The sequence below is a fragment of the Pseudomonas pichavaramensis genome, assembly GCF_050473265.1.
GTDB lineage: Bacteria > Pseudomonadota > Gammaproteobacteria > Pseudomonadales > Pseudomonadaceae > Aquipseudomonas.
Genome location: NZ_JBJKFJ010000015.1, coordinates 109,391 through 122,735, shown reverse-complemented (window position 1 = coordinate 122,735; position 13,345 = coordinate 109,391). Strand labels below are relative to the sequence as shown.

Annotated in this window: 13 protein-coding genes; 7 read left to right on the top strand and 6 right to left on the bottom strand. The window is 64.9% G+C overall.

Annotated features, from left to right (window positions below; genetic code table 11):
- The first annotated feature begins 10 nt into the window (after nt 1-10).
- The 4 genes from ACJRW5_RS21565 (at nt 11) to ACJRW5_RS21550 (ending at nt 2,980) form a co-directional block, all read left to right on the top strand.
- Nucleotides 11-1,159 (top strand): FAD-dependent oxidoreductase, encoded by a 1,149-nt coding sequence (locus ACJRW5_RS21565; protein ID WP_484572535.1) that lies wholly within the window; start codon nt 11-13, stop codon nt 1,157-1,159.
- A 188-nt stretch (nt 1,160-1,347) separates the two neighbouring features.
- Nucleotides 1,348-1,620 carry an HU family DNA-binding protein gene (locus ACJRW5_RS21560; RefSeq protein WP_003242571.1) on the top strand — a complete coding sequence of 91 codons (273 nt, stop codon included), beginning with the start codon at nt 1,348-1,350 and terminating at the stop codon, nt 1,618-1,620.
- 125 nt (nt 1,621-1,745) lie between these two features.
- Nucleotides 1,746-2,141: a helicase gene (locus ACJRW5_RS21555; protein ID WP_484572534.1), complete on the top strand. Its 396-nt coding sequence runs from the start codon at nt 1,746-1,748 to the stop codon at nt 2,139-2,141.
- An 83-nt stretch (nt 2,142-2,224) separates the two neighbouring features.
- Nucleotides 2,225-2,980 carry a hypothetical protein gene (locus ACJRW5_RS21550; protein WP_484572533.1) on the top strand — a complete coding sequence of 252 codons (756 nt, stop codon included), beginning with the start codon at nt 2,225-2,227 and terminating at the stop codon, nt 2,978-2,980.
- Nucleotides 2,981-3,001: 21 nt separating this feature from the next.
- Here the strand turns inward: ACJRW5_RS21550 and ACJRW5_RS21545 are convergent, their stop codons facing one another.
- The 3 genes from ACJRW5_RS21545 to ACJRW5_RS21535 all read right to left on the bottom strand — a co-directional run bounded on the left by ACJRW5_RS21545 (nt 3,002) and on the right by ACJRW5_RS21535 (nt 7,513).
- A complete protein-coding gene (locus ACJRW5_RS21545; protein ID WP_484572532.1) occupies nt 3,002-4,408 on the bottom strand; it encodes an aminoacyl-tRNA deacylase and HDOD domain-containing protein in 1,407 nt (468 codons plus the stop codon).
- A 91-nt stretch (nt 4,409-4,499) separates the two neighbouring features.
- Nucleotides 4,500-6,575 carry an ATP-dependent DNA helicase RecG gene (recG, locus tag ACJRW5_RS21540; RefSeq protein ID WP_484572531.1) on the bottom strand — a complete coding sequence of 692 codons (2,076 nt, stop codon included), beginning with the start codon at nt 6,573-6,575 and terminating at the stop codon, nt 4,500-4,502.
- An 8-nt stretch (nt 6,576-6,583) separates the two neighbouring features.
- Nucleotides 6,584-7,513: a hydrogen peroxide-inducible genes activator gene (locus tag ACJRW5_RS21535; RefSeq protein WP_484572530.1), complete on the bottom strand. Its 930-nt coding sequence runs from the start codon at nt 7,511-7,513 to the stop codon at nt 6,584-6,586.
- Between the two features lie 98 nt (nt 7,514-7,611).
- Between ACJRW5_RS21535 and ACJRW5_RS21530 the strand changes: the two genes are divergently transcribed.
- The 3 genes from ACJRW5_RS21530 (at nt 7,612) to ACJRW5_RS21520 (ending at nt 9,964) form a co-directional block, all read left to right on the top strand.
- The gene (locus ACJRW5_RS21530; RefSeq protein WP_484572529.1) at nt 7,612-8,469 is read left to right on the top strand and encodes an NAD-dependent epimerase/dehydratase family protein; all 858 of its coding nucleotides are present in this window, start codon (nt 7,612-7,614) and stop codon (nt 8,467-8,469) included.
- 2 nt (nt 8,470-8,471) lie between these two features.
- Nucleotides 8,472-9,272, top strand: a complete 801-nt coding sequence (locus ACJRW5_RS21525; RefSeq protein WP_484572528.1) for a helix-turn-helix transcriptional regulator — start codon at nt 8,472-8,474, stop codon at nt 9,270-9,272.
- A gap of 68 nt (nt 9,273-9,340) precedes the next feature.
- A complete protein-coding gene (locus ACJRW5_RS21520; protein WP_484572527.1) occupies nt 9,341-9,964 on the top strand; it encodes a LysE family translocator in 624 nt (207 codons plus the stop codon).
- A gap of 12 nt (nt 9,965-9,976) precedes the next feature.
- Here the strand turns inward: ACJRW5_RS21520 and ACJRW5_RS21515 are convergent, their stop codons facing one another.
- From ACJRW5_RS21515 to spoT, 3 genes are all read right to left on the bottom strand, one after another.
- Nucleotides 9,977-10,717, bottom strand: a complete 741-nt coding sequence (locus tag ACJRW5_RS21515) for a hypothetical protein (RefSeq protein WP_484572526.1) — start codon at nt 10,715-10,717, stop codon at nt 9,977-9,979.
- A 55-nt stretch (nt 10,718-10,772) separates the two neighbouring features.
- Nucleotides 10,773-11,153 carry a RidA family protein gene (locus tag ACJRW5_RS21510; RefSeq protein ID WP_484572525.1) on the bottom strand — a complete coding sequence of 127 codons (381 nt, stop codon included), beginning with the start codon at nt 11,151-11,153 and terminating at the stop codon, nt 10,773-10,775.
- 69 nt (nt 11,154-11,222) lie between these two features.
- A complete protein-coding gene (gene spoT / locus ACJRW5_RS21505) occupies nt 11,223-13,334 on the bottom strand; it encodes a bifunctional GTP diphosphokinase/guanosine-3',5'-bis pyrophosphate 3'-pyrophosphohydrolase (protein WP_484572524.1) in 2,112 nt (703 codons plus the stop codon).
- Nucleotides 13,335-13,345 lie beyond the last annotated feature (11 nt).

Sequence of the window (13,345 nt, the reverse complement as noted above, 5' to 3'; positions counted from 1 at the left end):
GGATTCATGCATGAGCGCACCCCTAGTGATCGTCGGCACCGGCCTGGCCGGCTACAACCTGGCCAAGGAGTGGCGCAAGCTCGACAGCGAGACGCCGCTGTTGCTGATCACCGCTGACGACGGGCGTTCCTACTCCAAGCCGATGCTGTCCACCGGCTTCGGCAAGAACAAGGACGCTGATGGCCTGGCCATGGCCGAGGTCGGCGCCATGGCCGAGCAGCTCAATGCGGAAATCCGTACTCACACCCGCATCACCGGTATCGACCCGGGCCACAAGCGCCTGTGGATCGGCGAGGAGTCGGTGCCCTACCGCGACCTGGTGCTGGCCTGGGGCGCCGAGCCGATTCGGGTGCCGGTCGAGGGCGATGCCCAGGATGCGATCTTCCCGATCAATGACCTTGAGGACTACGCCCGTTTTCGTGATGCCGTTGCCGGCAAGCGGCGGGTGCTGATTCTGGGGGCTGGCCTGATTGGCTGCGAGTTCGCCAATGACCTCACTGCGGGGGGCTACCAGGTGGAGTTGCTCGCGCCGTGCGAGCAGGTGATGCCCGGGTTGCTGCATCCGGCAGCGGCGGCTGCGGTGCAGACCGGTCTGGAAGGGCTCGGAGTGCGCTTTCATCTGGGGCCGGTGTTGGCCAGCCTCAATCATCATGGCGAGGCTCTGCAGGCCGCGCTGGCCGATGGCACGCAGATCGAGTGCGATGCCGTGGTCTCCGCCGTGGGCCTGCGCCCGCGTATCGCGCTGGCCGCAGCCGCCGGCCTGGACGTCAATCGCGGGGTTATGGTGGACCGGCAGCTGCGTACCTCGCACGCCAACATCTATGCACTGGGCGATTGCGCCGAGGTCGATGGCCTCAATCTGCTTTACGTCATGCCGCTGATGGCCTGCGCCCGAGCATTGGCCAAAACTCTGGCCGGAGCGCCAAGCACGGTCAGCTACGGGCCGATGCCGGTCACGGTTAAGACACCGGTATGCCCGCTGGTCGTCTCGCCACCGCCGCGTGGCAGTCAGGGGGAGTGGACGGTCGAAGGCTCTGGCAGCGACATCAAGGCGCTCTGCCGCGATGCTTCCGGCGCGTTGCTAGGGTACGCGCTGACCGGTGCGGCCGTGCAGGAAAAACTGGCCCTGAACAAGGAACTGCCTGCGCTACTGGCATGATTGCCTGTCGTTCTGTCGGATACACCACGAAATTGCCTGACTAAACTGCCTGCCGAGACTGGCGCAGCGCGATGCGGCATGCCATTCTCCCAAGGGTCTGCCGCAGCGCAGAGCTGTTGCGGCGCCTTGGGCGCTGTTCTGGAAGGACAGCACGGACACAACAACAAAAAACCGTCAAAGAGGCATCTATGCGTAAACCGGAACTCGCCGCCGCCATCGCCGAAAAGGCTGATCTGACCAAGGATCAGGCCAATCGTGTACTCAACGCCGTACTGGAAGAAATCACCGGTGCACTGAACCGCAAGGACAGTGTGACCCTGGTTGGCTTCGGTACTTTCGTCCAGCGTCATCGTGGCGCACGCACTGGCAAGAACCCGCAAACCGGCCAGCCGGTGAAGATCAAGGCCAGCAATACCGTCGCCTTCAAACCGGGCAAGTCCCTGAAAGACGCGGTCAACTGAGCCCATCGCCCGGAGCCGCTCGGCTCCGGGCTCCCCCTTTCGCAGCCATGCTTTCGACAGGCTGTAGTCCTGCGTGAAAACCACTACAATGCGCGCCCATCATCTTCGATCACGAGGGCCTGCGCATGAAATTCCGTTTTCTTCTGTGGATGCTGGGCCGTCTGATGGCCAAGGCCAGCCGTGAAAACCCGGCGTTCCGTCAGCAGCTCGAAGGCCGTGATATGGTCTTCCAACTGCATACGCTGGATGGCAAGGTCGCCCGTCACTTCATCGTCTCCGGGCAGCGCGTCAGCAGCAAACGCGGCAGCGCTACCGAGCCGGCGTTCGCCATCGGCTTCAAGGACGCTGCCTATGGCTTCGAGACCATGACCGCGAAGAACAAGCAGCTGGCTTTCATGCAGGGTATCCAGAACAAGGACATTCAGATCCAGGGCAATACCGCTCTGGTGATGTGGTTCCAGGGCCTGACCAAGTACCTGACCCCGAAGAAGAAGACCGAGGCGCCGAAAAAGGCGGCCTGATCGGCAGCCAGGCGGCACGCGGCTGGCCGCCACGCCGGGCATTGGTTAGGCTTTCCAGGCAAGCCCTAATGGAATGTCCGACCATGCGCCTTTTCCTGTTGCCCCTGCTGTTGCTGGCTGCAACCGCCGTGCGGGCAGAGCCGAGCTCAAGCAAGACCCTGTTGCCGCTGTTCGAGCTGGCCGGCATCCACCTGCTGTGCGAGCAGAGCCTGCCGTTGCTGCAGCGCGGCCAGGGTGAGAGCGAACAGAAGCGCCTTGCCCAGCTGTTCGCAGGCGAGGCGTTCTGCCTGGACCTGGCCGAACGGGTCGGGCAGCGACTCGACGAAGACCAGGCCGAACAGGCCCGTGCGCGTCTCGACGGCCCCCTCGCGCAGCGTTTCACCGCCGCCGAGCGGGCGGTCGGCGAACAGCCGGAAGTGCTCGGCGAGTATCGCCAGCGCCTGCAGCAGCGGCCGCCGCGCGGCGCGCGGGTGGAACTGATCAGGCGTCTGGATGCGGCGGCGCGTACCACCGAGCTGGCCAGCCTGCTGCGCTACGAAGTCGGCAAGACCCAGGCGCTGCTGGCGCTCAGGGCGCGTGGCGAGAATCTCGACGAAGCCGAGCTGCAGAGCCAGACGCAGACCCAGGCGCAGGCGATTCGCCAGTCCAGCGAGCAGGCTGTGGAGTCCTTCATGCTCTACGCCTACCGGCAGATGCCCAGTGAAACGCTGGCCGAATACGCCAGCCTGTACGAGCAGGCCAGCGTCAGCCAGTTGCTGGCTATCAGTCTGGAAGTGGTGCCGCAGCTGTTCGCCGAGCGCCGCGAACAGCTGCGCAAGGGGAATGCCCCCGGAAAGTGATGACCAGGCGCAGGCAGGGCTTCAGTGGGTCGGGTGGAACTGCGCAGCCAGTTCGCGCAGGGCGACCTCGGCACTGAGCACCTTGTTCACGGCGTCTTCGGCTTTTTCCCGGCTCAGCCCCAGGGCTTCGAACAGCTCATCGGAAATCTCGCTCTGCGGCCCGGCACCGATACCGCGGTTGCGCAGCAGGCTGACGGCCAGGCACACCAGATTGGCGAACGCCGCGTTCTCACCCGCGTAGTCAGGGTCGTGCTGGAAGCGCAGGGCGTTGGCCAGCTCGTCCGGCATGTCCCAGTGACGCATCAGCCAGGCGCCGATCTGTTCGCGGGTGATGCCCAACAAGTGCTGCTCGATGTAGCTGTGCGGCAGGTGCGGGTTGACCTCGAGATGACGGCAGATCAGCGAGAAGTGTGGCGGGAAGACGTGCGCCAGCACCAGATAGCCGAAGTTGTGCAGCAGGCCGGCCAGGTAGGTCAGCCCCGCCTCCGGACGCTGAGCGCGCGGCATGGCGCGGGTCAGGCCCTCGATCACGGCTGCGGTGTAGATTGCCTGCTGCCAGTAGGGTGTGGCCTGTTGTGGCTGATCCTTGGGCAGGCTCAGGGTCTTGCCCAGTGCCAGGCCCAGGGCCAGGTTGATCACCAGATCGAAGCCCAGTACGCGGACGATGGCGTCCTCCACCGAGCGGATCTTGCCGGGCGCGGCGTAGTAGGGCGATGCGGCCCAGCTGACTACCTGGGCGGCCAGCGCGGGGTCGGTCTCGACTACGCCGGTGATGTCGTCCACGGTAGCGTTGGGGTCGACGCGCAGTTTGATGATCTTCTGTGCGGTTTCCGGCAGCGGTGGAATCTCGATGGTTTCCTCCAGACGCTGCTGGATGCGCCGGGCGGTGAAGGCTTGTACGGCCTGGGTGATCTCTGCGCGGTCGTCGTGCGGGCGATCGAGGTTGGGCCTGATCGCACTCACCGGCTCGCCAAAACGTGCCGCGCTGGCCTTGCTCAGCAGGCTCTTGAACGCCTCGGTGGGGATTTCCAGTAGCACGCCGGGTTGGCCGGACTCGATCAGCAGGCTCGGCTCCTGCAGCAGACGTTCTTCATACAGGCAGGGCGAGCTGGTCAGCGGCGGCAGGCCGGGCAGGGCCGTCAGGTTATGTTTGCCGAGCATGCGCTCCAGGCGTTCCGGTTTGACGGCAGTGAGCTGACGGCCGGTGAGTTCGGCCAGGCGGGCGAGGTCGAGCAACTGGCTACGAGGGTAGAGCACCAGCAGTGCGCCGACGGCATCGTCCAGCAGGACTGCCTGCAGTCGCGCCGCTGCTGGCAGGCCGGGTTTCTCGGCACGCACCTGATAGGGCATGGAGAGTTTTTCCAGCAGCTGCACGATGACGCTTGGTGGCTGGGCAGGGGCGTTGGTGGCGAGGGCTGCTTCAGTCATATCGATATCCGGCAGTGGCGCATCTGCCCCGGAGTATAACCAGCGGGGTGTTGCGCAAAGGTTCGTGGCGACGGTTGTCGTGTGAACGAGCTCACACTTGACCGTATTGCTGGCCGTGACGCAACCAGCGTTCTAACAATGGAGCCACATGTTGCGGCCAATGTTCCAAAAGAGCGTGTGCGGCGTCGCGTACGGCGGGCAGCAGATCGGCATCGCGCATCAGGTCAGCGACCTTGAACTGCAACAGACCGGTTTGCCGTGTGCCGAGCATTTCCCCGGGGCCGCGCAGTTCCAGGTCCTTCTCGGCGATGACGAAACCGTCGGTGGTTTCGCGCATGATGGCCAGGCGTTCGCGGCCCAGCTGCGACAACGGCGCGTGATAGAGCAGCACGCAGTGACTGGCGGCGCTGCCGCGGCCGACCCGGCCGCGCAGCTGGTGCAATTGCGCCAGGCCCAGGCGTTCAGGGTTTTCGATGATCATCAGGCTGGCGTTGGGCACGTCGACGCCCACCTCGATCACCGTGGTGGCGACCAGTAATTGAAGATTGCCCTGCTTGAATTCGTCCATCACCGCGGCTTTTTCGGCCGGCTTCATGCGCCCGTGGATCAGGCCGACGCGAAGCTCGCCAAGGGCCAGGGAGAGTTCCTCGAAACTGGTTTCGGCCGCCTGGCAGGTGAGCTCTTCTGATTCTTCGATCAGGGTGCATACCCAGTAGGCCTGGCGCCCCTGCTGACAGGCGTTGCGCACCCGCTCGACCACCTCGTCACGGCGGCTGTCGGCGATCACCAGGGTGTTCACCGGGGTGCGCCCAGGCGGCAGTTCGTCAAGGATCGAGGTGTCCAGATCGGCGTAAGCGCTCATCGCCAGAGTGCGCGGGATAGGCGTGGCGGTCATGATCAACTGATGCGGGCTGAGGCGGCCGTCGATGCCTTTCTGGCGCAGCGCCAGGCGCTGCTGCACGCCGAAGCGGTGCTGCTCGTCGATGATCACCAGGGCCAGGCGCTTGAACTTCACTTCCTCTTGGAACAACGCATGGGTGCCGACCACCATCGGGCAGCCGGCAGCGATCTGTTCCAGCGCCGCGGCACGGGCCTTGCCCTTGAGCTTGCCGGCCAGCCAGGCGACCTCCAGGCCCAGTGATGCCAGCCACTTGCTGAAGTTGAGAAAGTGCTGCTCGGCGAGAATCTCGGTCGGTGCCATCAGCGCCACTTGGTAGCCGGCTTCCAGCGCCTGCAGTGCGGCCAGTGCGGCGACCACGGTCTTGCCGGCGCCGACATCGCCCTGCACCAGGCGCAACATGGGTTCGCTCTGCGCCAGGTCGTAGGCGATTTCGGCGCCGACCCGTTGCTGCGCTCCGGTAGGGGCGAACCCCAGGTTCTGCAGGTACTGCGCCGGTAGTTTCTTCGCCGCTGGCAGAGCCGGCGCCTGCTGGGCGCGCACCTGTTCACGCAGGCGCTGCAGCGACAGCTGGTGGGTCAGCAACTCTTCGAAGGCCAGGCGGTGCTGGGCCCAGTGGCGACCTTCGGCGAGTTCTTCGACATCGGCGTCCGGCGGCGGCCGGTGCAGATAGCGGATGGCCTCATCCAGTGGCGCCAGGCGGTAGTCGCGGGCCAGTTGCTCGGGCAGCCAGTCAGGCAGGCTGCGCGGCCCGAGGCGTGCCAGTGCCTGCTGGCTGAGCTGACGCAGGCGCTGCTGGGTCAGGCCTTCGGTGGTCGGGTAGATGGGCGTCAGGCTCTGTTCCACTGGCGCCGGTTCGTCGCCGTTCTGCGCGCGATATTCCGGGTGGTAGATCTCCAGGCCGGTGGCGCCCGGACGCACTTCGCCGTAACAGCGCAGCGCGGTGCCGCGCTTGAGCCCTTCTTTCTGCGCCTGGCTGAAGTGGAAGAAGCGCAGGCTCAGCGTGCCGCTGCCGTCCTGCAGGCGCACCAGCAGGCTGCGGCGACGGCCCATGACCACATCAGCGCCGGCGACGATGCCTTCGACCACCGCATCCTGACCGGGGCGCAGTGCGCCGATGGGGGTGATGCGGGTGCGATCCTGATAGCGCAACGGCAGATGGAACAGCACGTCCTGCAGGTTTTCCAGGCCGACCTTGGCGAGTTTTTCCGCCAAGGCCGCGCCCACGCCTTTCAGCGCGGTCACGGAAACCGCTGACAGCTCCGTCACGCTGGACCTCAGGCGCTCTTGGTCTGCGGGCTGCGAGCGACCGAGCACAGGCGGATGGAGTCGGCCAGCACTTCGATGGCGTTGGGCCGCGGGAAGCTGGCGCGCCAGGCGATGGCCACGGTGCGGAAGGGTACCGGTGCGCTGAGTGGGCGCACCTCGATCACGCCCGGGGCGTAGTGGTGGCTGTCGACCGCCGAGAACGGCAGGATCGATACGCCAAGGCCAGAGGCGACCATATGGCGAATGGTTTCCAGCGAGCTGGATTCCACCGTGGTGTGCTTGCCGTGATCGTCGCCACCCTTGCGCAGCGTCGGGCAGGCTTCCAGTACCTGGTCACGGAAGCAGTGGCCTTCACCGAGCAGCAGCAGGCTTTTGTCGTTGAGCAGCTTGGTGTCGATGGTTTCCATCTCCGCCCAGGGATGGCCTGCTGGCAGCAGCGCGTAGAAGGGCTCGTCGTACAGCGGTTTGGTCAGCACATCGGCCTCCTGGAAGGGCAGGGCGATGATGACTGCGTCGAGTTCACCGGTGCGCAGCTTGTCGCGCAGGATATGGGTGAAGTTTTCCTCGATATACAGCGGCATGTCCGGAGCGACCCGGTGCAGCTGCGGAATCAGATGGGGAAACAGATAGGGGCCAACGGTATAGATGGCGCCTATCTTCAGCGGCGCGGCCAGTTGGTTCTTGCCCGCCTGGGCCAGCTCGCGAATGCCTTGCGCCTGCTCCAGTACCTTCTGTGCCTGCGTGACGATGCCCTCACCGACAGGCGTCAGGCGCACGGCGCTCTTGCTGCGCTCGAAGATCAGTACACCGAGCTCGTCCTCCAGCTTCTTCACGCCCACCGACAGGGTCGGCTGGCTGACGTGGCAGCGCTCGGCAGCGCGGCCGAAATGCTGTTCCTGGGCGAGGGTGACGATGTACCGCAGTTCGGTGAGGGTCATAGTGTTTATCCATTAAGTTGCCGCTAAGCATAGCCTTTGCGTTGAGATGAACCAACCGCGCTAAACTGCGCCTTCGCATAAAAGTCATGGAGAACGGCATGTCCGCATGTAACAGTCTGCTGATCGCCGGTTGTGGCGATGTCGGCAGCCGCCTTGGACTGCGCATGGTCAGCGAAGGCTGGCGCGTGCTGGGGATGCGCCGCAACGTCGACGCCCTGCCTGCTGGTATCGAACCTGTCGCCGGTGATCTGCACGCGGATGAGTGTCCGGCGGACTGGCCACGGCAGCCCCTGGACTACCTGGTCTATTGCGCCGCTGCCACCGAGCATGACGAGGCCGGCTACCGCGCTGCCTACGTCGACGGGCTGCGTCGCACCCTGGGCTGGCTGGCGCTGCACGGTCAGCGGCCGCGGCGCATCCTGTTCGCCTCCAGCAGTGGGGTCTATGGCCAGCAGCAGGGCGAATGGATCGACGAGGATTCACCGGCCGAGGCGCAGAGCTACTCGGCGGTGATCATGCGCGAGGCCGAGCAACTCGCCTTCGATAGCGGCCTGCCGACCACCGTCGTGCGCCTGACCGGTCTCTATGGTCCCGGTCGGCAGTGGCTGCTCAATCAGGTGCGTGGCGGTTATCGGGTCAACGAGACGCCGCCGCTGTACGGCAACCGTATCCATGTCGATGACGCCGCCGGGCTGCTTGCGACCTTGTTGCAGGCGGACGCGGCCGGCACGCCCCTGGCCGAGCTGTATCTGGGTGTCGATGACGAACCGGCTGCGCTGCATGAGGTGGTGGCCTGGCTGCGTGAGCGTCTGGGCGTCAGCCACTGGAGTGACGAGCAACGCGTGCGCCGCGCCGGCAGCAAACGCTGCAGCAACGCCCGTGCCCGTGCGCTGGGTTGGACGCCGCAATATCCCAGCTACCGCGAGGGTTACGCGGCGATTCTGCGGGACGCCTGAGCGTGGCCGGGAACCGTTTGTTGGCCAAGCCCTGGTTGCCGGGCGTCGAACTGTTTCATGCCGACTTCTCCGGACAACCCTTCGGGCGACATAGCCACGACGCCTTTGCCATTGGTGCCATTGCTCATGGTGTCGGCGGCTACCAGTGCCGTGGTCAGCGTTATGCGCTGCCGGCCGGCACGCTGTCGCTGATGAACCCCGAGGAACCGCACACCGGGCATGCCGAGTCTGCGCGGGTGGTTTATCGCATGCTTTATGTCGAGGAAGCGCGCCTGCCAGCCCTGCTCGGGCGCAAGCGCCTACCCGACGGCTTTCGTGAGCTCAATCCGGCTGATGATGGCCAGGTGGCGGGCGGTCTTGCGAAATTGGCGAGTGCCTTCGAACACAGCGATGCGCTGACGCTGGAGAGCGAGTTGCTGGCGTTGCTGGAGCAGGTGTTCGTTCGCCACGGCGGCTTGCGCGCGGTGCGTGCTGCGCCGCGTGACGGAGGCATGACGGCCTGGGTGCGTGATTATCTGGAAGCGCATCATGCACAGGCGGTCAGTCTGGACGAGCTGGCCCGCCAGGTGCAGCGCCATCCTCGGCATCTGATCGAAGCTTTTCGTCGCGCCTATGGCGTACCGCCGCACACCTATCTGCTGCAGCGCCGGGTGCGCGAAGCCAAGCGGCTGCTGTTGAGCGAACAGACGCCTGTGGAGGTGGCGCTGAGCCTCGGCTTCTGCGATCAGGCGCATTTCTCCGCGACCTTCAAGCGCTTCACCGGCGTCACGCCGGGTCAGTTCCGGCGTCTTGCCGCGACCTGAGTTTTCTTCAAGACCGCAGCACCGGCCTGCCCGGAAACTGATCTCCATTGCCAAGGAGGTCACCTTTAATGCTTGCGCTGTTCGCCCTGGTCGCCAGTACCCACTTTGCCGCGTTGCTGTCGCCGGGGCCGGATTTCTTTCTGCTGATTCGTATGGCGCTGAGCCAGGGGCGCCGCCAGGCGGACGGGTGTGCCGCGGGCATCGCCCTGGCCAATCTGCTGAGCATGCTGCTGGTGCTTCTGGCCCTGCAGGCATTGCCCGAGCAGGGTGGGCTGTTCTGGAGGGCACTGCAGTTGGTCGGTGGTGCCTATTTCGCCTGGATCGGCATGAAGGCACTGCTGTCCAGGCGTGACCTGCACCTGCCGGACGCTGCTCAGATGGCGCGCGGCAGCTGGACGCGGGGTCTGCGTCAGGGACTGCTGGCCAGCAGCCTGAATCCCAAACTGCCACTGTTCTATGCAGGTCTGTTCGGCGTGCTGCGTGAAGCCGCCATGCCCGGTTGGGGGCTGCTGCTGGCCATGCTGTGGATGACCCTGGTGGTCTGGGGCTGGGACCTGGCCCTGGTGCGTCTGCTGGCCTATCCACGCTGGCGGATCTGGCTGCAGCAGCGGGTGCGCTGGCTGGATCGCGGCTGTGGAGTCTTGCTGGCGCTGCTGGGGGTGTCGCTGATGTTGGGCGGGCTGCTCGACTAGCCCGCCGCCGGGTCATGGCTGTCGACGCTTGAGCAACCAGCGTTGCGGGCCGGGCTGGTACTCGGGCATCTCGTCGAACTGGGCGCGATTCTGCGCCTCGAAGATACGCAGCTGATTACCTTCATGCACGAACAGCCAGGGGCTGCCCTGGTCGCCGGCTTGCAGCCAGATGCTGTCATGTTCGCCGCTCATCGCTGCGCAGTCGCCCGCCAGGCACAGGGCGAAGCGTTCGGCACCGGGCAGGCCCTCGACCTGGCCATCGGCTTGGAAGCGCACCAGGCCGCCTTGACCGATACCTTCTTCGATCAGCCAGTCGCCGCCCAGATAATCACGATACAGCGCCTGCTCGAAGCGGCTGCCCAGCGGCGCTGGGCCTTCCTTGCTGTCGACGCGGGTGAACTGCTGCTCGGGCCAGTACTCACTGGCCACCTGCACCAGTTCGCCATTCTCGACGCTGAGATTTTCCTGATAGTCGCCGTAGAAGGTGACCTGCCAGCGGCCTTCGCCGGCGGCTTGCAGCTTGCCTTCTGCCAGTTCGAAACCGTTACTGTAGCTGGCTTGTCGATGTGCGGGATCGATCTGCCATTCCAGGTTCGGGCCATAGGCGAGCAGAGCTTCGCGCAGGCGCCCACTGTCCCTGGCGGCGTCGATGGCTGCCTGGTTGATCCAGGTGCCTGCCGGGTCGTTGTTCGGTGTGCTGGCGCAGCCACTCAGCAGCGCGGCGAGAAACAGGAGAGAGGACAAACGACGCATGGCGATCTCCATGCCTGGGGGGAGAAGGGCGGGGCAGCGTGCCCCGCCTCGGGACTTATTCCAGAACCAGAATAGCGTCCATTTCCACCTGCGCGCCGCGCGGCAGGGCGGCAACGCCGATGGCGGCGCGGGCCGGGTAGGGCTGCTCGAAGTAGCGACCCATGACCTCGTTGACCTTGGCGAAGTGCGAAAGGTCGGTGAGGAAGATGTTCAGTTTGACGATGTCCTTGAACGAACCGCCAGCGGCCTCAGCCACGGCCTTGAGGTTCTCGAACACCTGCACGGTCTGGGCCTCGAAGCCTTCGACCAGCTCCATGCTCACCGGGTCCAGCGGGATCTGCCCGGACATGTAAACGGTGTTGCCGGCCTTGATGGCCTGGGAGTAGGTGCCGATGGCGGCGGGGGCCTTGTCGCTGCTGATGACGGTCTTGCTCATGAATCGCTCCTCGTGAGAACTGGCTGGGTCGAGGCACCCAGCCTACAGACTGGAAATAGGGGAATTGTGTCAGGCACGCACTCGAGTGATACGCATCACGCCTTTGAGCGCGCGCAGTTTCTTGATCACTCGGGCCAGGTGCACGCGGTCATGCACACTGATCACCAGTTGTACGACGCTGATGCGCCCGTCGCGTTCGTCCATGCCGATCTTCTCGATGTTGCCATCGGCGGCATTGACGCTGCTGGCCAGCAGGGCGATCAGGCCGCGCTGGTGTTCCAGTTCGACGCGCAACTCGACATTGAACTCGCCGGTGACATCCTTGGCCCAGTTGAGCTGGATGCATTTCTCCGGATTGGTGCGGATATCGGCGATATTGCGGCAGCTTTCCATGTGCACCACCATGCCCTTGCCGGCGGACAGGTAGCCGACGATGGGGTCGCCCGGAATCGGCGTGCAGCACTTGGCGTAGCTCATCACCAGGCCTTCGGTGCCACGAATCGCCAGCGGCCCTTCGCTGCTCGGCAGGGCATCGTCGCTGCTCTCGGCGAGCAGGCGACGGGCGACCACATAGGCCATGCGGTTGCCCAGGCCGATGTCTTCGAGCAGGTCCTCGATGACTTCCTGGCGGTATTCGCCCAGTACGGTCTGGATACGCTCGGGGGCGATCTTCTCCAGGTGCGTGTCGAAGCTGGCCAGCACCTTATTCAGCAGGCGTTCGCCGAGGCTGATCGATTCGGAGCGGCGCTGCTGCTTGAGCGCATGGCGGATGTGCGTGCGCGCCTTGCCGGTGACCACGAAGTTGAGCCAGGCCGGGTTCGGCCGGGCGCCCGGGGCGGTGACGATCTCCACCGTCGAGCCGCTTTCCAGCGCTTGCGACAGCGGCGCCAGACGGCGGTTGATACGGCAGGCGATGCAGGTATTGCCGACATCGGTGTGCACCGCGTAAGCGAAGTCGACCGCGGTGGAGCCTTTCGGCAGCTCCATGATGCGGCCCTTGGGCGTGAACACGTAGACCTCGTCCGGGAACAGGTCGATCTTCACGCTCTCGATGAATTCCAGCGAGTTGCCGGCGCGTTGCTGCAACTCCAGCACGCCCTTGACCCATTGCCGTGCGCGGGCGTGGTTGCCCTTGGGCGCCTCGTCCTCGCTGGACTTGTACAGCCAATGCGCGGCGATGCCGTTGTTGGCCATCTCTTCCATCTCGCGGGTGCGGATCTGGATCTCGATGGGCACGCCGTGCATGCCGAACAGCGTGGTGTGCAGCGACTGGTAGCCGTTGGCCTTGGGAATCGCGATGTAGTCCTTGAAGCGCCCCGGCAAGGGTTTATACAAGTTGTGCACGGCGCCGAGCACGCGGTAGCAGGTGTCGACCTTGTCGACGATGATGCGGAAGGCGTAGACGTCCATGATCTCGTTGAACGCCTTACGTTTGCCGCGCATCTTCTGATAGATGCTGTACAGGTGCTTCTCGCGGCCGATCACCTCGCCTTCCATGCCTTCGTGCTGCAGGCAGAGCTGGATCGACTCCTCGATCTTGGCGACGATTTCCTTGCGATTGCCTCGGGCGCGGCGCACGGCGGCGCGGATGCGCTCGGAGCGCATCGGGTGCATGGCCTTGAAACCGAGGTCTTCGAATTCCACGCGCATGGCGTGCATGCCCAGGCGATTGGCGATGGGCGCGTAGATTTCCAGGGTTTCCTTGGCGATGCGCCGGCTCTTCTCGTGCGGCATGGCATCGAGGGTGCGCATGTTGTGCAGGCGGTCGGCGAGCTTGACCAGAATCACGCGGATGTCGCGGGCCATGGCCATGGCCATCTTCTGGAAGTTCTCGGCCTGCGCCTCGGCCTTGGTCTCGAAGTTCATCTGGGTCAGTTTGCTGACCCCGTCGACCAGTTCGGCCACGGTTTCGCCGAACTGCGCGTTGAGCGCTTCCTTGGCGATGCCGGTGTCTTCGATGACGTCGTGCAGCATGGCAGCCATCAGGCTCTGATGGTCCATGTGCATGTCGGCGAGGATGCTGGCGACGGCCAGCGGATGGGTCACGTAGGCTTCGCCACTGCGGCGGCGTTGGCCATCGTGCGCCTGTTCGGCGTAGAAATAGGCCCGGCGGACCAGGTTGACCTGGTCATGGCCGAGGTAGGTCGAAAGCCGATCGGCGAGAGCGTCTATGCCAGCCATGGGATGCTCCC